The sequence below is a fragment of the Salinicoccus cyprini genome (assembly GCF_007713705.1).
GTDB classification, from domain to species: Bacteria; Bacillota; Bacilli; order Staphylococcales; family Salinicoccaceae; genus Salinicoccus; species Salinicoccus cyprini.
Genome location: NZ_VMSJ01000001.1, coordinates 935,104 through 953,770, shown reverse-complemented (window position 1 = coordinate 953,770; position 18,667 = coordinate 935,104). Strand labels below are relative to the sequence as shown.

General features: G+C 47.4%; 19 protein-coding genes and 1 riboswitch. Of the genes, 12 read left to right on the top strand and 7 right to left on the bottom strand.

Annotation, left to right across the window (positions count from 1 at the left end; translation table 11 throughout):
• Window positions 1-49 precede the first annotated feature (49 nt).
• The 9 genes from FO441_RS04785 (at window position 50) to lysA (ending at window position 10,017) form a co-directional block, all read left to right on the top strand.
• Window positions 50-1,654 carry an ABC-F family ATP-binding cassette domain-containing protein gene (locus FO441_RS04785; RefSeq protein WP_145286536.1) on the top strand — a complete coding sequence of 535 codons (1,605 nt, stop codon included), beginning with the start codon at window positions 50-52 and terminating at the stop codon, window positions 1,652-1,654.
• An 83-nt stretch (window positions 1,655-1,737) separates the two neighbouring features.
• Window positions 1,738-1,916: riboswitch (Lysine riboswitch) on the top strand.
• Window positions 1,917-1,991: 75 nt separating this feature from the next.
• Entirely contained in the window at window positions 1,992-3,194 is a 1,203-nt protein-coding gene (locus FO441_RS04780; RefSeq protein ID WP_145286533.1) for an aspartate kinase, read from the top strand.
• An 18-nt stretch (window positions 3,195-3,212) separates the two neighbouring features.
• The gene (locus tag FO441_RS04775) at window positions 3,213-4,208 is read left to right on the top strand and encodes an aspartate-semialdehyde dehydrogenase (RefSeq protein WP_145286530.1); all 996 of its coding nucleotides are present in this window, start codon (window positions 3,213-3,215) and stop codon (window positions 4,206-4,208) included.
• Window positions 4,201-5,097, top strand: coding sequence for a 4-hydroxy-tetrahydrodipicolinate synthase (dapA, locus tag FO441_RS04770; protein ID WP_145286527.1), 897 nt, complete (start codon window positions 4,201-4,203; stop codon window positions 5,095-5,097). The genes FO441_RS04775 and dapA overlap by 8 nt, the downstream gene beginning before the upstream one ends.
• Window positions 5,094-5,822, top strand: coding sequence for a 4-hydroxy-tetrahydrodipicolinate reductase (dapB, locus tag FO441_RS04765; protein ID WP_145286524.1), 729 nt, complete (start codon window positions 5,094-5,096; stop codon window positions 5,820-5,822). Before dapA ends, dapB begins: the two co-directional genes overlap by 4 nt.
• 4 nt (window positions 5,823-5,826) lie before the next feature.
• A complete protein-coding gene (gene dapD / locus FO441_RS04760) occupies window positions 5,827-6,543 on the top strand; it encodes a 2,3,4,5-tetrahydropyridine-2,6-dicarboxylate N-acetyltransferase (protein WP_145286521.1) in 717 nt (238 codons plus the stop codon).
• Window positions 6,536-7,672 (top strand): M20 metallopeptidase family protein, encoded by a 1,137-nt coding sequence (locus FO441_RS04755; protein WP_145286518.1) that lies wholly within the window; start codon window positions 6,536-6,538, stop codon window positions 7,670-7,672. The genes dapD and FO441_RS04755 overlap by 8 nt, the downstream gene beginning before the upstream one ends.
• Before the next feature lie 16 nt (window positions 7,673-7,688).
• A complete protein-coding gene (locus FO441_RS04750; protein WP_145286515.1) occupies window positions 7,689-8,777 on the top strand; it encodes an alanine racemase in 1,089 nt (362 codons plus the stop codon).
• Window positions 8,755-10,017: a diaminopimelate decarboxylase gene (gene lysA / locus FO441_RS04745; protein ID WP_145286512.1), complete on the top strand. Its 1,263-nt coding sequence runs from the start codon at window positions 8,755-8,757 to the stop codon at window positions 10,015-10,017. The genes FO441_RS04750 and lysA overlap by 23 nt, the downstream gene beginning before the upstream one ends.
• Window positions 10,018-10,123: 106 nt before the next feature.
• Here the strand turns inward: lysA and cspA are convergent, their stop codons facing one another.
• Window positions 10,124-10,324: a cold shock protein CspA gene (gene cspA / locus FO441_RS04740; protein WP_017548994.1), complete on the bottom strand. Its 201-nt coding sequence runs from the start codon at window positions 10,322-10,324 to the stop codon at window positions 10,124-10,126.
• Window positions 10,325-10,506: 182 nt separating this feature from the next.
• Window positions 10,507-10,797: a DUF1033 family protein gene (locus FO441_RS04735; protein ID WP_145286510.1), complete on the bottom strand. Its 291-nt coding sequence runs from the start codon at window positions 10,795-10,797 to the stop codon at window positions 10,507-10,509.
• A 101-nt stretch (window positions 10,798-10,898) separates the two neighbouring features.
• Here FO441_RS04735 and FO441_RS04730 point away from each other — a divergent pair, with 101 nt between their 5' ends.
• Genes FO441_RS04730 through FO441_RS04720 form a run of 3 tightly spaced genes read left to right on the top strand, consistent with a single transcriptional unit; the run spans window position 10,899 to window position 13,090 of the window.
• A complete protein-coding gene (locus FO441_RS04730; protein WP_145286507.1) occupies window positions 10,899-11,168 on the top strand; it encodes an acylphosphatase in 270 nt (89 codons plus the stop codon).
• 25 nt (window positions 11,169-11,193) lie between these two features.
• A complete protein-coding gene (locus tag FO441_RS04725) occupies window positions 11,194-11,922 on the top strand; it encodes a 5-bromo-4-chloroindolyl phosphate hydrolysis family protein (RefSeq protein ID WP_145286504.1) in 729 nt (242 codons plus the stop codon).
• Window positions 11,906-13,090 (top strand): toxic anion resistance protein, encoded by a 1,185-nt coding sequence (locus FO441_RS04720; RefSeq protein ID WP_145286501.1) that lies wholly within the window; start codon window positions 11,906-11,908, stop codon window positions 13,088-13,090. The genes FO441_RS04725 and FO441_RS04720 overlap by 17 nt, the downstream gene beginning before the upstream one ends.
• A gap of 26 nt (window positions 13,091-13,116) precedes the next feature.
• On the opposite strand, the gene brnQ is transcribed toward FO441_RS04720, so the two are convergent.
• The 5 genes from brnQ to odhB all read right to left on the bottom strand — a co-directional run bounded on the left by brnQ (window position 13,117) and on the right by odhB (window position 18,656).
• Window positions 13,117-14,430, bottom strand: coding sequence for a branched-chain amino acid transport system II carrier protein (gene brnQ / locus FO441_RS04715; protein ID WP_145286498.1), 1,314 nt, complete (start codon window positions 14,428-14,430; stop codon window positions 13,117-13,119).
• A gap of 108 nt (window positions 14,431-14,538) precedes the next feature.
• On the bottom strand, window positions 14,539-16,278 hold the full coding sequence (locus FO441_RS04710; RefSeq protein ID WP_145286494.1) for a vWA domain-containing protein: 1,740 nt from the start codon (window positions 16,276-16,278) through the stop codon (window positions 14,539-14,541).
• Window positions 16,279-16,280: 2 nt separating this feature from the next.
• Complete coding sequence (locus tag FO441_RS04705; protein WP_145286491.1) at window positions 16,281-17,075, bottom strand: ATP-binding protein; 795 nt, start codon at window positions 17,073-17,075, stop codon at window positions 16,281-16,283.
• Between the two features lie 2 nt (window positions 17,076-17,077).
• Entirely contained in the window at window positions 17,078-17,281 is a 204-nt protein-coding gene (locus FO441_RS04700) for a DUF6501 family protein (RefSeq protein WP_145286489.1), read from the bottom strand.
• Between the two features lie 88 nt (window positions 17,282-17,369).
• A complete protein-coding gene (odhB, locus tag FO441_RS04695) occupies window positions 17,370-18,656 on the bottom strand; it encodes a 2-oxoglutarate dehydrogenase complex dihydrolipoyllysine-residue succinyltransferase (protein WP_145286486.1) in 1,287 nt (428 codons plus the stop codon).
• Between the last annotated feature and the right edge of the window lie 11 nt (window positions 18,657-18,667).

Below are 18,667 nucleotides of genomic sequence, written 5' to 3'. Positions count from 1 at the left end.
ACCATAAATGTGGTATCATCGCTTAAGAATATACTAAAGGAGAGTGCCTATGCTACAGGTTACAGATATCAGTCTGAGGTTTGGCGACCGCAAACTGTTTGAAGATGTAAATATAAAGTTCACACCCGGAAACTGCTATGGTCTGATCGGGGCGAATGGTGCCGGCAAATCGACGTTTCTTAAAATACTTTCAGGAGAACTGGAAGCACAGACAGGTCATGTGAGCATGGGGAAAGACGAGAGACTGGCCGTGCTGAAGCAGAACCAGTTCGGATATGAAGATCAGCGCGTACTCGATGTTGTCATGATGGGTCATGCGAAGCTATGGGATATCATGAATGAAAAGAATGAAATATATATGAAACCGGACTTCTCCGATGAGGACGGCATGCGTGCTGCCGAACTGGAAGGCGAATATGGTGAGATGGGTGGCTGGACTGCTGAAGCGGACGCTGAAAGCCTCCTCCATGGTCTCGGAATCGGTTCAGATCTGATTGACAGGAACATGTCCGAGCTTGAAAACAATCAGAAAGTGAAAGTCCTGCTGGCACAGAGCCTGTTCGGCAACCCGGACGTCCTGCTGCTCGATGAGCCGACCAACGGTCTCGATATCGAAGCGATACAGTGGCTCGAAGAGTTTCTCATGAACTTCGACAACACTGTCATCGTCGTCTCCCACGACCGGCACTTCCTGAACAACGTCTGTACGCATATCGCGGACCTCGACTTCGGCAAGATCCAGGTCTATGTCGGCAACTATGATTTCTGGTACCAGTCCAGCCAGCTCGCCTTGCAGATGGCACAGGAACAGAACAAGAAAAAGGAAGAGAAGATCAAGGAACTGAAGGATTTCGTGGCACGCTTCAGTGCGAATGCATCCAAATCCAAACAGGCGACAAGCCGTAAGAAGACCCTTGAGAAGATTGAACTTGATGATATCAAACCGTCTTCAAGAAAATATCCATTCGTCCACTTCACGCCTGAGCGCGAAATCGGCAACGATCTGCTTCAGGTCAAGAACCTTTCCCACACGGTCGACGGACAGAAGGTTCTGGATAATGTGAATTTCACACTGGATCCATATGACAAGACAGTACTGATCAGCTACTCGGAAATTGCCCGCACTACCCTGCTGCGCATTCTTGCTGGTGAGATCACACCGGATGAAGGAGAAGTCAAATGGGGCGTGACGACAAGCCACAGTTTCCTGCCAAAAGACAACTCGGAGTATTTCGAAGGTGTCAACCTCAATCTGGTCGACTGGCTGCGCCAGTATGCCCCACCTGAAGAACAGACCGAGACATTCCTGAGAGGGTTCCTCGGCCGCATGCTCTTCAGCGGTGAAGAAGCGAAGAAAAAGGCGAATGTGCTGTCCGGTGGAGAGAAAGTGCGTGCCATGCTGTCGAAAATGATGCTGTCGAAATCCAATGTACTCATTCTGGATGAGCCGACCAACCACCTGGATCTGGAAAGCATTACTTCCGTCAACGATGGATTGAAGAAATTCAAAGGATCCATCATCTTTGCATCCCATGACTTCGAATTCATCAATACCATTGCAAACAAGGTGCTCGAACTCGAGAAGACAGGTGCAATGGTCAAGGAATCGACGTATGAAGAGTACTTGAAAGATAAAGGACTCATCAAGTCGTAATTGTGTTGCAATTGTCTATTTTTAAAAAAGTGGTTTACATGCATCCGTTATGTATGTATAATGACATTTATAAAATTTAATAATCAGTTGGATGAGGCGCATCAATCATGAGTAGCCACTTATCAAAGCCTGCGAGCTTTAAGTGTGTAAAAGGGTGAGATGCCGAAATAGCTGGCCGTTGCAGCGGTCTGCTATTGGATCTTGAGGTTAAGAGCTACAGATCTGTCATTATTTTAAAAAATAATGGAGTGCATCGCTTGTGTATAAATATAACAAGTCCGGCATTCCGGGCTTGTTTTTTTTGTTTAAGTGAGTACTTCCCCTTTCAGGAGGTCGTATGGAAACAAGTGTATTGAAATTTGGTGGAACATCCGTCGGTGATTTCGACAAGATAAGAGATATTGCCGGGGAACTGCAGTTGCGGGTCTCCCGCGGTGAAAAACTGATTGTGGTTGTCAGTGCAATGGGTGGCACGACAGACGAACTGCTGCGAAATGCAAGCAGCCTCTCCCACGCTCCGAAAGAGGACCACGTCGCCCTGCTGCTGACGACTGGTGAACAGCAGACCATCTCCTATCTGTCGATTGTGCTTGAGGATCTCGGCGTCAGGACAAAGGCCATGACGGGTTACCAGGCCGGCATACGGACATTCGGCGGTCATATGAAAAGCAGAATTGCAGATATAGATCAGGATCGGCTGAAAGCGGTACTAAAGACACATGATATCATCGTCATTGCAGGGTTTCAGGGCATCAACGATGATCTGGAGGTCACAACACTCGGCCGGGGCGGCTCCGACACGACTGCAGTAGCCATTGCGGCACGCTGCAGTATGCCATGTGAAATCTATACGGATGTGGATGGCGTATATGCTACAGACCCGAGAGTCTACAGCGAGGCTCATAGAATATACGAGATCACATATGATGAAATGATGGAGATGAGTGCACTCGGTGCGGGAGTGCTTGAAACTAGATGCATAGAAATTGCGAAAAATCATGCCATCCCACTCTACCTGGGACGGACATTATCCGAAGAGAAAGGAACATGGATCATGCAGGATACACAAGTACTTGAAAAGAAAGCGGTCACCGGAGCTGCACTTGATGATGATATCATCCATGTCACACTCTATGAACCCCAGCGGGAGTCGACGTTGATATTCGATCTTTTCGAGAAATTCGAACAGCACGATGTCAACATCGATATGATTTCGCAGGTTGTCAACAGCGAAGGGTTCCAGCTGTCCTTTACAGTCAAGGGCACAGATTCACACCGGCTGGAGCAGATATTTGAAGCGGTCGGCCATATGCACCCGGAAATGGTGCTCGATGCAAGAACCGGCCGCTCGAAGGTGTCCATAATCGGTTCCGGCATGCGGGATATGACAGGCGTGGCATCGAAGGCATTCATGGCCCTGCAGACATCAGGCATTCCGTTCTACCAGACGACGACTTCGGAGATCAGTATCTCCTATGTCGTAGACAGTGAAAATGACAGGCAGGCAGTCGAAGTACTGGCAAGTGCATTCGGATTATAAAACTAGGAGGAAATTGATATGGTCAAAGTAGCAATAGTTGGAGCGACAGGTGTTGTCGGAAACAAGATGATCGAGATGTTCGAGCAGTATGAGATAGAGGCGGATGAGCTTGTACTCTTCTCTTCCCCACGTTCTGCAGGTAAGGAAATTGAAGTGCTTGGCCGGACACTTACAGTCAGGGAACTGAATGAGGAATCGGCGAAGGAGCCTTTCGACTACGTCGTCATGAGTGCCGGCGGCGGAACAAGCAAGGAGTTTGCACCGATTTTTGAAGAGAACGGCGCCATCGTCATAGACAACTCCAGCCAATGGCGGATGCATGAGGATATCGACCTGATCGTGCCGGAAATCAATACACCGAAACTTGAACGCGGCATCATCGCAAATCCCAACTGCTCGACCATACAGTCCGTCGTTGCCCTCCAGCCGCTGAAAGAAAAATACGGACTGAAAAGAGTGCACTACACGACCTACCAGGCGGTATCCGGTTCCGGTTCAGGCGGTCTGAGAGACCTTGAAGCGGGAGCAAAAGGAGAAGCACCGACGACCTATCCCCACCCGATCCATGATAATGTACTGCCCCACATCGATGTCTTCATGGCAGACGGCTATACGAAAGAAGAAATCAAGATGATGGATGAAACGAAGAAGATACTCGACCAGCCCGACCTGCGGGTGACAGCAACCTGTGTCAGAGTACCGGTATCGAACAGCCACAGTGTACACATCAACGTCACTCTGGATCAGGAAGCAACGGTTGAGGAAGTACGGGAAGCATTCAGGGATATCCCCTACATCAAACTGCTGGATGATCCGGCGAACAATGTCTATCCGACACCACTTGAAAGCACAGGGGAACAGGAAGTATCCGTCGGCCGCATACGCAGGGATGATTCGCTTGAGAATACATTCCATATATGGTGCACAGCAGACAACCTGCTGAAAGGTGCAGCACAGAATACGGTACAGATATTAAAAATGATGATGGAAACGGAGAGGGTTCAGAATGGATGACATTTTGATTTTTGAAGGTATCGGTGTAGCCATGACCACACCATTTACAGACGATGCAGTGGATTATGCAGCATTCAGGGCACACATTGAATATCTGATTGAAAACAACGCACAGGCGCTGATCATCAATGGTACTACAGGCGAATCCCCTACTCTGGATGGCGAAGAGATGCGCAGCCTGCTGAAAACAGCAGTGGAAACAGTCGCAGGCCGTGTACCTGTCATTGCAGGGACCGGCACCAATTCGACACGGACAACCATTGCACATTCGCAGTATGCTGCCGAGGTCGGCGCGGACGGTCTGATGCTGATCACCCCATACTATAATAAAAGCAGCCAGCGTGGCCTGTATGAGCATTTTGTACAGGCAGCAGAAAGTACAGATCTTCCGGTTATCCTGTATAACGTACCAGGACGTACAGGCATGACGATAGAACCTGGAACTGTCGAGAAGCTGAGCCGTCATGAAAACATCGTCGGATTGAAAGATGCTGTAGGCGATCTGGAATATACAAAGGAAGTACTTGAACTGACAAAAGGTCAGAATTTCACCCTATACAGCGGAAACGATGACAATATGCACGACTTCTGCCGATTGGGCGGCAAAGGATTGATTTCCGTAGTCGGCAACATCATCCCTGGTGAACTGCAGGGTGTCTATGACAGCATCAAAGCAGGAAATAGTGATGCTGCGGAACAGTTCAGCAGACTGATGCCGATGATCGAAGCGGTACAGGTGGATGTCAATCCGATCCCCGTAAAAGCGATGACGAGTGCACTCGGTTTCGGCAAATATGAACTGAGACTGCCCCTTGTGCCACTTGAAGCGGAAATGCATGATAAAGTGGTCGAGACACTGAGAAGATTCAGGGAGGGCTCGTTCGTATGAGAATACTGCTTATCGGCTACGGCACAATGAATAGAATTACAGCAAGACTGGCTGAAGAAGCGGGATATGAAATTGCCGGAGTCATCGCTGGGGACAATACAACTGCCCCCTATCCTGCATTCGATTCAATCGATGCAGCCGGGGCGGATGTCGCCATCGACTTTTCGCATCCGGATCTCATACTGCCTCTTCTGGAAGGTGGAGTGAAAACACCCCTTGTCATTGCAACGACAGGCAGAAAAGAAGAACTTGTCGCTGTTCTGAAAGAAAAGAGTGCATCGCTGCCTGTATTTTTCAGTGCCAATATGAGCTACGGTGTGCATGTCATGAACAGCCTGCTCAAAAAAGCGCTGACCATGCTGGAGGACTTCGACCTTGAGATGGTTGAACGCCATCACAACAGAAAAGTGGATGCGCCAAGTGGGACTCTGGTAAAATTACTGGATACTGCCCTCGATCATCGGGAAGGCAGCTATCCGGTGTACGACCGGTCCAGTATGCATGAGAAACGTAGAAAAGAAGAAATCGGTGTCAGCGCCATCAGAGGCGGCTCCATCGTCGGTACGCACGATTGCATTTTCGCCAAGGATGACGAGGTCATCGAAATCAGCCACCAGGCGCAATCTAAGGAGATCTTCGCCAATGGTGCACTGAAAGCAGCAGCAGTTCTGGTCAACCGGCCGGACGGATTCTACGACTATAATAATCTATTCGAGGAGAGATAAGTTCATGGAAAATTTTACAGCAGAAGAAATCATTCAATACATCAGCGACGCGCACAAGGTGACACCTGTCAAGGTGTACGTCAACGGCAACTTTGAAAATGTCCAGTTCCCTGAAACACTCAAAGTTTTCGGCAGTGAAACTTCAAAGACGATTTTTGCAGATCTTGCTGACTGGAAAGCATTCGAAGCAGAAAATGCCGAGATCATCACAAACATCGAGATCGAAATGGACAGGAGAAATTCCGCCATTCCATTGAAGGATCTGTCGGAAACCAACGCACGCATCGAGCCGGGCGCATTCATCCGTGAAAATGCGGTCATCGAAGACGGCGCCGTCGTCATGATGGGCGCAACAATCAACATCGGTGCAGTCGTCGGGGAAGGAACCATGATCGACATGAACGCATCTCTCGGTGGCCGTGCAGTGACAGGCAAGAACGTCCATGTCGGTGCGGGTTCAGTACTTGCCGGTGTCATAGAGCCACCGAGTGCATCCCCTGTCGTCATTGAAGATGACGTACTGATTGGTGCCAATGCTGTCATTCTGGAAGGGATAACTGTCGGCAAAGGTGCCATTGTTGCTGCAGGTGCCATTGTCACGGAAGATGTACCGGCAGGCGCTGTCGTCGCAGGCACACCAGCCAAAGTCATCAAACAGGCGCAGGACGTCGAAAACTCCAAGAAGGAGATTGTTGCTGCACTGAGGAGATTGAATGACTGATCTGGAATTCGCCACGCATCACAGACGGATACTTCATCAGCATCCTGAACTGAGCATGCAGGAATTCAGAACGACTGAACACATCATAGATTTTCTCAAACAGATGGATATTCCTTTTGAACGGCCTCTAAAAACAGGGGCCGTTGCCTTTCTAAAAGGCAATTCAGGAAGAACGGTCGCGTACAGGGCGGATATCGATGCCCTGCCGATCCATGAGGAGAATGATGTACCCTATCGCAGTACAGTCGACGGCGTCATGCATGCATGCGGGCATGATGGCCACACAACTGCGCTCATGCTTTTCGCAAAACGGTGCAAAGTGCTTGCTGATGAAGGAAAACTTGCGCACAACGTCATATTCCTGTTCCAGCCTTCCGAGGAAACAGCGGCTGGTGCCAGCCAGCTGATTGATGCCTGGCAGCCTGAAATGGATATTGAAGCTGTATTCGGTGTTCATATGATGCCGAATGAGGATGAAGGCAAAGTAGTGCTCCGCGATGATGAGATTACTGCAAGTGCCACAGAATTCCGTTTCCATATCAATGGCGCGTCCGCACATGTCGCAGCAAAGCATGAAGGTGTATCTTCAATAGAAACCCTGCTGCATATTGCAACACAGCTCACGCAGCTGCAGCATTTCCATTTGAATGGACTGAACCGCAACATCATCCATATCGGCAACCTGAATGCCGGTGAAGCTATCAATACAGTGGCGAGCCGCGGCTACCTTGAGGGGACGATACGGACATATGAAATGAGCGACTTGGATACCATCAAATCAAGAATGTCCACACTGGCCAGGACAGCCACCGAGCTGTTCGGATCGGAAGTCGAAGTCACCTTCAACGAAGGCTACCCGCCGGTCATGAATGTCCAGACACTGAGGCGTCCTGTCGAAACGGCACTCTCCTCATTGGAACTCGATGTAGTGGAGAATGACAAGCCCTACCTATTTGGTGAAGACTTCAGTTTCTACAGCCGGCTGGCCCCATCCTATTTCGTCTTCTTTGGAAGCCGGAATGAAGAAAAAGGGTTTACAAGCAGTCTCCATACACCAGCATTCGATCTTGACGAAAAAGTACTCATGGATGTAGCCGATTACTACGAAGCACTGATGAACGAAATATAAAAAGGAAGTGAATGGAATGGGCGGTACACTCATTATTGACAGAGCACAATTCATACAGACAGCAAAAGCATCCACCGGCGGCGAGGATGTCATCGCGGTTGTCAAAAACAATGCATACAATCATGGTCTGGAGTTTTCCGTCAGTGCATTTCTTGAGGCCGGCATCCATTCATTCGCGACCACATCGATGGATGAGGCACGCACCATCAGGGAAATGGCACCCGATGCAATGATTTTTCTGATGAACCCGACATATGATTTCGAGTCGGTCAGAAGCAACGATTTCCATATCACACTCCCCTCTCTCGAATACTACTATAAATACAGAGAAGAACTCACCGGTATCAGCGTTCATTTGGAATATGCCGGACTTTTCAACCGATCCGGCTTTGAAGATGCCTCTGAAATGGTGGAAGTGATCAATGACAACTGCGCCCTGCCGCCTTATAACAGAGCCGATATGGCCGGGGTATGGACACACTTCGGCTATGCCGATGAGCTGGATATGGAAGAGTACGAAGTGGAAAGAAAAATGTGGCTCGATCTCCTTTCGGAAGTCATGGCTACGGGTCGCCATTTCAAATATATCCATGCGCAGAACAGTGCCAGCTTCGCACGTGATGGCCTGCTCGGAGGACATACGCATCTCAGGCTCGGCATCGCACTATACGGTTCCCGCCCCTATGCCAGCCTGCCTGCTTCAGACTATGTACAGAGCATGACGCTGAAAGCGTCAATCGTCCAGCTGAGGAATCTTTCCGCCAGTCAAAAGTGCGGTTACGGCGGCAGCTACTGTCCGGAGCGCGACACAATGATTGCGGTGGTGGATATAGGATATGGGGACGGCATATTAAGAAAACGTGCTGCATTCGACTGCCTGATCAATGGCAGGCGCTATCCGATAAAGGCACTGATGATGAGCCATATGATTGTGGAAGTGGATGACGAAGTGACTATGGAAGATGAAGTCATCCTATATGGCAGTGATCTCAGAATCGACAAATTTACTGCTTTGGGTGTCGGGGCAAACTCCGAGCAGCTGGGTGCGTTGAACTATAATTCTCTAAAAAAGGTGATTTTAAATGACACTCGAATATATCAATAATGAACTTCATATGAATGGACATGCTCTGAATCAACTTGCAGAGCAGTACGGCACGCCACTGTTTGTGTATGACGAAGATGGGATCCGCAGCCAATGCCGCAAATATCACAGTGTATTCGAACAGGAATCACTCGACTACTCCATCTCCTATGCATCTAAAGCCTTCACCTCTGTACAGATGGTCAAACTGCTGCAGGAAGAAGATATGAAACTTGATGTCGTATCCCGAGGCGAGCTGTATACAGCAATCCAGGCAGGCTTTCCGGCTTCCCATATCCATTTCCACGGCAACAACAAGACAGCAGAGGAAATCAGTTACGCGCTTGATGTGGGCATCGGTCTTTTTGTCGTTGATGCCATGGACGAAGTGGCACTGCTCGACCAGCTGGCAGATCAGCCTGTGGATGTTCTGCTGCGCATCAATCCAGGAATTGACGTCAATACGCATTCATACATACAGACTGGCCAGGAGGACAGCAAATTCGGTCTGTCCATTCATAACGGTACGGCGCTTGAAGCAATTACAGCAATCAAGAACAGCCGAAATCTGAATTTCAAAGGTGTGCATTACCACCTTGGGTCACAGATTGATGAGGAAGGCCCGTTCCTGAAGGCGCTTGATGTGGTATTCGAATGGCTTTCCAAGTCCGGCATCGACATAGAGATTCTGAATATGGGCGGAGGCTACGGTGTCCGATATACGGAAGTGGACACACGCTATCCGATTGAAAAAGGCTTTGCCAACATCATCAGCAGGCTGAAGGCACTATCCGCCGAATACGACATCCCCCTCCCACACATCATGATAGAACCTGGTCGTTCCATCGTCGCAGAAGCAGGTATTACGCTGTATGAAGTCGGCGTTGTGAAGGATATCCCCGGCGTTTCACGCTATGTATCGGTCGATGGCGGCATGAGCGATCATATCCGCACCCCACTCTACGGCGCTGAATATGAAGTGGTGACTGTAAAAGAAAATAAAAATCAGTCCATGAATGCCAATGTTGTCGGCAAGCTGTGCGAATCCGGCGACATTGTACGAAAAAATGCCGCCCTGCCTGAAGATATCCGCCGAGGTGATCTCGTTGCTGTGAAAACAACAGGTGCCTACCATTATTCGATGGCATCAAACTACAACCAGATGATGAAACCGGCTGTCATCTTCACGAGCAGGGACAATGTCAGGGAAATCATCAGAAGGCAGAGCCTCGAACAGCTGATTCAGAATGATATTAAATAAAAAAGGAGCGCCATAAGGCGCTCCTTTTATAATTGCACTTAAAAAACCTGGGCCGAGACCCAGGTTTTTATGATACAAATCGATTTAACCCATAAATAGATTTATATTATAGTTTAACAACGTTTGCAGCTTGTGGGCCGCGGTCGCCTTCAACTACTTCGAATTCTACTGATTGACCTTCTTCAAGAGATTTGTAACCTTCTTGGTTGATCGCGGAGAAGTGTACGAATACGTCGTTTTCACCCTCGATTTCGATGAAGCCAAAACCTTTTTCTGCATTGAACCATTTTACTGTACCTTGTTTCATTAATTAAATCCTCCAAAGACGATAATTCAATATGCATAAACTACATGGATAAGAACTGTATGGTACATACAATTGCTTAAATAGAGAATACTTATTGATACGTCAATTATACTGCAAAATTACTGCATTTGCAAACGATTCTTTGTAAGTTTTGTAAATTTTTTATGAATATTCTAATAATATTATACAAATAATTCATCATTTTTAATCATCATCGGTGTATAGTATATCTGAAGATCTTCATCACAGTCATCACAATATTCAAGTTCGCAGCCATTGAAGTAGGCAGTAAGTCTGTATTTTCCATCTTTGGAAGAATGAAACTTCTCCCCCATCTGCTGCTTCACCTCGGCATACGCCTCGCGCATGTCTTTTTCCGAGTCGTAGCTGTACTGTCTGATGATATTATCTTGCCAACCCTCAAAAAGCCACCAGCCTTCATAATCCGCTTTGAGTATGACAATACTAAGCATTTTAAAAACTCCATTCGCTTTTGATAATATAAGTATTATATACGCGTATAATTCGCATTATCAAGTTAAAAATCCTATAATATGTATAAGAGGTGTTGCAGATGGAATCTAGAATGATTAGCGTTTCTGGTCATGTCCAGGGCGTCGGTTTCAGATATTCGACCAAAGCTTTGGCAGACAGACTGAACATTACCGGATACGCAGCAAACGTAAAGGACCATGTGGAAATACTGGCGACCGGGGAAACATCCGATCTCGATCAATTTGTACAGGAAATCATCCAAGGTGTCTCCCCTGCTTCAAGAGTTGACGACTATACCGTCGAAAATATCCCTCTTGAAGATGGCAATGGCAGATTTGTCACCAAATAGTACTGACTGAAGGTGTAATTCAAATATGAAGAATAATATATCACACTGGTTTGCATCATTAGTTTCCGTTCCGGTTGCCGTCGTGGCCGGCATGTTCTCAATGATTGCTTTCGATATTCATCTGGTGTTCGATACGATGATTGCAGCAGGTGGTTTTTTTGCGGCCTACTTCCCTACCCAGTCGATCACTCTCAATTCCCAGCTGCAGAAGATGGGAATCACCAAAAGTGAATATCGCTACGTCAAAGCCCAGCTGGCGGAAGCAAGAGAGAAAATAAAGCGGCTGAGGCAGAGTTACAAGAATGTAAGAACGTTGAAGGACGCGCGTCTGATATATGATATCAACCGCCTTGTCCGGACTGTGTATCAGACAGTTGAGAATGATCCTAAACTGTTTTTCAATATCCAGCAGTTTTTCCACTCGAATCTTGATTCTGCAGTAAATACGATTGAGCAGTATCTGTTCCTCTATAAGATGCCCGGCAAGACCAAGGAGGAGAAGGTCAAACTGCATGAAACGAGAATTTCACTGCTCGAATTGAAACGGACGATACAGAGCAACCTGTCATCCATGAACAAGAACAGCTATCAGGCACTGGAAGTTGAAAAGGACTTCATAAAGCTGAACAGGAAGCGCAGCACATCCACCATGAAACTCGACAACACGCTGGATGAACAGAAAGTGAAGCTCCGTAAAAAAGAGAAAGAACCCGTATACCAAAACAGAGGTGAAGATGATGAAAGAGGAAAATAAGTTGAAAGAACAGCTTCTGTCAGATCCATTTTCTTCCGTGGATGAAAAGAATGAACTGATTCCCGAGCCGGAAGTGGCCATGGCCGAGAGTCAGCAGCAGGATGCACTGACGACTTATCAGGAGCGGTTCAGCGAAGAGGATCTGAAAAGAATTACAGAAATCAAAGATAAGATAGAACCTCTGAATAACGATGCTCTGATACAATACGGGGCCAACGCCCAGCAGGCACTCTCGAAATTTTCCCATCAGATGCTGAATGAAGTACAGTCGAAGGATGTAGGTCCAATCGGGGATACATTGGAGAGCCTGATGAAGAAGTTGAAGGAAATCGATCCGGATGAACTTTCCAAGGAGAAGAAGAATATATTCAACCGTCTGTTCAGAAGGGTTAAAAAATCGGTGAATGAACTGATTTCGAAACACCAGAGTGTCGCTTCACAAGTGGATCGCATCAGCATCCAGCTCGAGCATGCCAAGGAAGTGCTTGTCAAGGATGTGCATCTGCTCGATAAGCTGTACGATCAGAACAAAGACTACTTCGATGCAATCAATATCTACATTGCTGCTGCTGAAATGAAAAAACAGGAGCTTGAAAATGAGACTTTGCCACAATTGAGAAGCAAGGCTGAACAATCCAGCAACCAGATGCATGTGCAGGAAGTCAACGATATGATGCAGTATATCAACCGTCTGGAAAAAAGAGTGCACGATCTTAAACTTTCCAGACAGATTACACTCCAGTCTGCACCACAGATCAGGATGATTCAGAATATCAACCAGACACTGGCCGAAAAGATCCAAAGCTCCATACTGACCAGCATACCGCTGTGGAAAAACCAGATGGCGATCGCCCTCACCCTGCTTCGTCAGGAATCGGCTTCCCAGGCACAGCAGGCTGTCACAAATACGACCAATGATCTGCTGACCAAAAACTCCGAGATGCTCAAGCAGAATTCCATCCGGACTGCCCAGGAGAATGAAAGAGGCATTGTTGATATCGAGACATTGAAGACAACCCAGGATAACCTGGTGACGACCATCGAGGAAACATTGAGAATACAGCAGGAAGGTTCACAGAAAAGGCAGGCTGCCGAGCGTGAACTTGTACACATGGAAGAAGAGCTCAAAACAAGGCTGCTCGAACTCAAGCAGGAGCATAGATACTAAAAAAGAAGCGCAGATGCGCTTCTTTTTTATGAGTATTTGACTCTTTCCTGTTTCATTCCGATCAGATAGCCGATGATATAGCCGATGATCATGACAGGAATCCATTCGAACGAGTTCGCAAACAGAGGCATGGATTCAATCCATCCAAGATCAAGCCATCCGTTTCTGTGAACGACTGCCAGAATACTCGTGATGATGATCAGGAAGATCGGAATCTGGAAACTCAATCTTGGCGATGGGATGAAGTAAGTCAAAAACAGCAGTGCAACGGACGCCATCGCAATCGGATAGATGATGGAAAGCACCGGCACACTCGTCTGAATGACCTGAGTCAGTCCCTGGTTGGCCAGTACAAGTGAAATCAGAGTGAATATGATGACAAAAGTTTCATATGATATTTTTGGAAGGATACTATTGAAGTACTCGCTGACAGCCACAACAAGACCAGTTGCTGTCGTCAGACAGGCCACTGCCACGATGACACCCAGCAGAATTGTTCCAAATTGTCCGAAGGAATCATCAGCGACAAATGTCAGCAGGAACGTCCCCAGGTTCTGGTCTTCCGGCTGGGCAACAGTCGGACTCACATGATTGCCGATCCATCCAAGTGAAATGTAGATGACACCCAGAAGAAATGCTGCAATGGAGGCGGATTTGATTGTCTCGATGAGCAGATCTTTTCTTTTCGTCACCCCAAGGTTGCGTATCGAGTTCAGAACGATGACTGAAAATGCAATGGCCGCAATTGCATCCATTGTCAGATAGCCTTCAGTAAAGCCGACGGAGAATGGAGATGCTGCATCGAAGCTTTCAGCCGCAGTACCTGAATCATTGCCCATGTACATCATGATGGCTTTGACGATCAGTGCAATGATGGTCACCAGCAGGACCGGCGTAAGAAAGCGACCGATGTTGTCGACCATTCTGCTCGGGTTATAGCTCAGTGCAAATACGATGCCGAAGAAGATGAGTGTGAAAATGAGCAGGCTCACCCATCCTGTACCGTTGATGAATGGCACCATCGACATCTCATATGCTGTCGTTGCTGTTCTTGGAATAGCGAAGAAGGGGCCGATTGCAAGATAGATGATCACCATGAAGATGATGGCAAAAGCCGGATGGACCACTTTCAGCGATTCCCGGTAGCCGCCTTTTGAAATTGAGCCGGCGATGACACCGATCAGCGGCAGCCCTACCCCGGTAATGACAAATCCGATGATTGCCACCCAGAAATGCTGCCCACTCTCGAAGCCGAGCCCTGGTGGGAAAATCAGGTTTCCTGCGCCAAAGAACATGGCAAACAGCATGAAACCGACAATGATGTTGTTTTTTAAGCTCATTATTTGACCTCCTGGTACGAAAAATTAATAAAATGACATTCCCTAGTGTACAACACAAATATGATCAAGTCCATAAGATTCTTAATTATCAGATATCACGAATCGACATTACATCAGCACTTTTGTCAGGACCCTCTTCAGCAGGTTCGGCAATGCAAAAGCAATTTCTTCTGCACTGTGGACGATGACCGTGTCTGTATCATATATATTTCTGATGGCTGTCAATGTATTTTCTTCATTATCCTGATCAATGAACATGTTGATGACCTGTATCCCTGATCTTCTGGCTTCCTGGACTGCTTCATGCGTATCGATGATGCCGCTCTGGTTATACTGCTCTGCACTTGGCAGTCCATCGGAGAACATGATGATGAACTTGTCTTTTTCGCTGCGCTGCACGAGGTTCTCCATTTCGTTTCTGATGATGAGCCCATCCCTATTATCACCAGAAGCTTCAAGGTCCATGAGTGAAACAGGGTAATAGTATCGGGATCTGTCAAAATCCATATGTTCATAAATATTATTGGGATAATGGTTCTTCATCACTTCAAAAGTATCTTCATGATATGAAATGATACGGTGTGGTATATGCAGTGATCGAAGTATATTGTTCAGGATGATGGCACCATTCCGGCACCCTGCAAGATGCTCCGTCATGGAGAATGACTGGTCGATGATGATGGTGAATACAGCATCGATCTCCTTCGATTCGGTATTCTTTTTGACGAACAGCTTGTGACTGTTCTCCATAAGCGGTCCGACTGGATTTTTCATCAGTTTTCCTGAAGTCCGGCGGGTCTGGTATGCATTCATCTTATAGTTGAGAATCTGTGTAATGTCGCCGATGACTTTCTGGGCGACGTAATTATAAGACTCATATATGTTCTGGTAGTCCTTGTACTGGGAAAGTTTTATCTTTGGACGCAGTACATTCAAGGTTGCATGCTGGTTGATGCGTCCCCTGTCCTCAAATTGATTATCTCCTGCATTTCTACCGAACCCTTCGTAGTAGTCGGATACATCATCATTATGATCATTCTGTCTGCCATGCGCACTTTTACGTGACGCATTGTCACCCGTTTCGCCAAGGACGTTCGCATCCTCTGCATCCCGATCCGTCTTCGTATCGACACTATGCGTCGCTTCTTCTTCGTTCTCTATGTGCTCTTCAAGCGACGCCGCATCTTTTCTGAATGGTGTCGTTTTATTGAATGCACTGATTTCGTTGAAAGGCATGTCATGGATCTGGAATGTGGTGTTGAGGGAAATTCGGGGTGAGAGCGTCGATATGATGTCACTGGTCATGCGGATGCTGTCTTTTGTACTGGTGCTGACCAGAGGGAAATCTGCATCAAATGCATGCATGGATTCACTGCGCTCTAGGATGGCAATATTGAATGATCTGATAAATGCCTCGGCATCAGAAGCAGCATTTCTGCTGTACTCCCTCACTCTTATGGCATCGCCCTTCTCGACAAAACTGCTGATCAGCGGCCGGGAATTGAAAGCGGCCCGACGGTTCCTGTAGTATTCGAGGGACAGGAAGATCTGCTGGGCCAGCACTCCCTTGCCCTTCATGCTGCCATATTGGCTGTAGTCATTGATGAAAGCCGAAGGATAACGGGTCAAAAGGTCGTACCTGAACCCTTCCCTCTCTGTAATATCGGTTCGATGCTTCCAGAAGAAGCTCAGGTTGAAAGTATTCTCTACGGGATCGTAGTAGCTGTACTTCCGTACGGAAACGGTCACTTCCCTTTTTTTCATGAGCAGACGCGCAAGGTCGGTCAATTCCATCATGATTTTGGAGTCGACGATTTCATCATTGAACTTTATGAATGAATAGCTCATGGTCATCCCATCCCAAATTGAAGTTCTGTCGCGTTCAGTATCGCCTTTTTCTCCTGTTCACTATCCAGCTTGTCGATGATTGCCCGATAGCAGGCACGGCTGATCGGCATCTTCGTGCTCAGATCTGCCAGATCGATCAGACTTCTGACACTTGAAGCTTCCTGGGAGATCTGGCCCTGTTCCGTCATCGTGACGAGATCGCTGTGGAACTGCGCAATTTCATCAATGATACTTTCATCTTTTTGTATGCTCTGTGTTTTCAGTATCTCTGCAAGTGCTTCTTTCGACACATATCCAAGTTCGATCACATTGAAGCGGTTGAGCAGTGCTTCATTCATCGGCATGGTTCCCACATAACCGACATTGATCGCTGCAATGACTCTGAAACCCTGTTCTGCCGTAATGACATCTCCGGTCAGCGGGTTGGTGATCGTTCTCCGGTAGTCGAGCGCCGCATTCAATATCGGCAGCACTTCAGGCCTGGCCATGTTGATCTCGTCAATGTATAGAATAGCACCTTCCTTCATTGCACGTATGACCGGACCATCTATGAAAGTGATTTCCTGCCGACCTTCCATATATTCGATCGTCTTGAAACCAAGCAGAGATTCGATATCCACATCCACAGAGCAGTTGATGCTGTGAATCGGCTGATCAAGCTCCCGGGACATATCTTCCGCAAGACGGGTCTTTCCTGCTCCCGTAGGTCCTTTGAGCAGAAGATTCTTGCCGAGGGAGAGGATGATCATCGCATCCCCTCTGATTGTTTCATCGTTGTGAAAAAATTGTATCGCCATATCTATTCAGCTTCTTCGAAGTATGTCTTATAGTAGCCGCCGACTTTACCCGAATTATCTTTGACAAAAATATATTCTTCAGTTTCATTGACGACCGTGTACTGCTTCCCGGCTGTCAGCATCTCCGATACTTTGTATTTCTTTGCATCTGTATGTTTTACCTTAACCGTTCTCAAGTTGTTATCGTTCCATGTTTCATGAAGCATGTTCATCTCTCCAGACATTTGATTTTATTATGATTCTAACATAAAAAAGACAGACGTCCCACGGACGTCTGTCATAAATATCACTGTTTTATCCTTCAAGCAGAAGATCTTCAGGATTTTCAACGAGATCTTTGATGGTTTTAAGGAATCCTACTGCCTCTTTGCCATCGATGACCCTGTGGTCATAGCTTAGGGCAATGTACATCATCGGACGGATCTCCATCGTTTCATCATCGACTGCCACGGGACGTTTCTGGATGGTATGCATGCCGAGGATGGCTGCCTGTGTACCATTGATGATCGGTGTGGACATCAGTGAGCCGAATACACCACCGTTTGTAATGGTGAATGAACCGCCAGTCATGTCATCAAGACCGAGCTTTTTATTCTGGGCCTTCTTGGCCATGTCGACAATATCATTTTCAATGTCTGCAAATGTCTTACGGTCACAATCCCTGACGACCGGTACAACGAGCCCTTCATCGGTCGACACTGCGACACCAATATCATAGAACTGCTTCAGAACAAGATCTTCCCCATCGATTTCAGCATTGACAGCAGGATACTTTCTGAGTGCCGCGACGGATGCTTTCGTAAAGAAGGACATGAACCCGAGACGTGTGCCATCATGACGTTCCTGGAACTGTTCCTTCTTGCGCTTTCTGAGTTCCATGAGGTTTGTCATATCGACTTCATTGAAAGTCGTCAGCATTGCGGTATTCTGTGAAACTTCAAGAAGACGCTTGGCAATGGTCTGTCTTCTGCGGGACATCTTTTCCCTGACTACAGGCTTATCCGGCTTGCCGGAATCCTGCTTCTGCGGCTGTTCCTGCTTCTTTGGTGCTGCGGATTTCTCAGGCTGCTTGCCATGATTCTCAACATCCTGGCTTCTTACAAGGCCTCTTGGGTCCGACGCATTGATATCATTGATGTCGATGCCTTTCTCGCGTGCCAAGCGTCTTGCGGAAGGTGTGGCGACAATACGCTCACCATTGGATGGTTCTTCCTTCGCTTCAGCTTTTTCGGGTTCTTTCTGTTCTGAACTGCTCTCGGATTCCTTGGAATCCTTCTCTTCTTTATCATCTTCCTCTTCCTTGCCGGAATCAGCATCGGACTTTTCGGACGCACCGCCTGATCCACCACTTTCTTCGACGATGGCGATGACCTGTCCAACTTCGACCGTGTCGCCTTCTTCAGCCTTGAGCTCGGTGATGACACCGGCCTCTTCGCTGATCACTTCGACGTTGACCTTATCGGTTTCGAGTTCAAGGATGTTTTCCCCTTTTTCGACCTGGTCACCTTTTTGTTTCAGCCAGCTTGCAATTGTTCCTTCTGTAATTGATTCAGCCAATTCCGGGACTTTAACTTCAGCCATTATTCTACCTC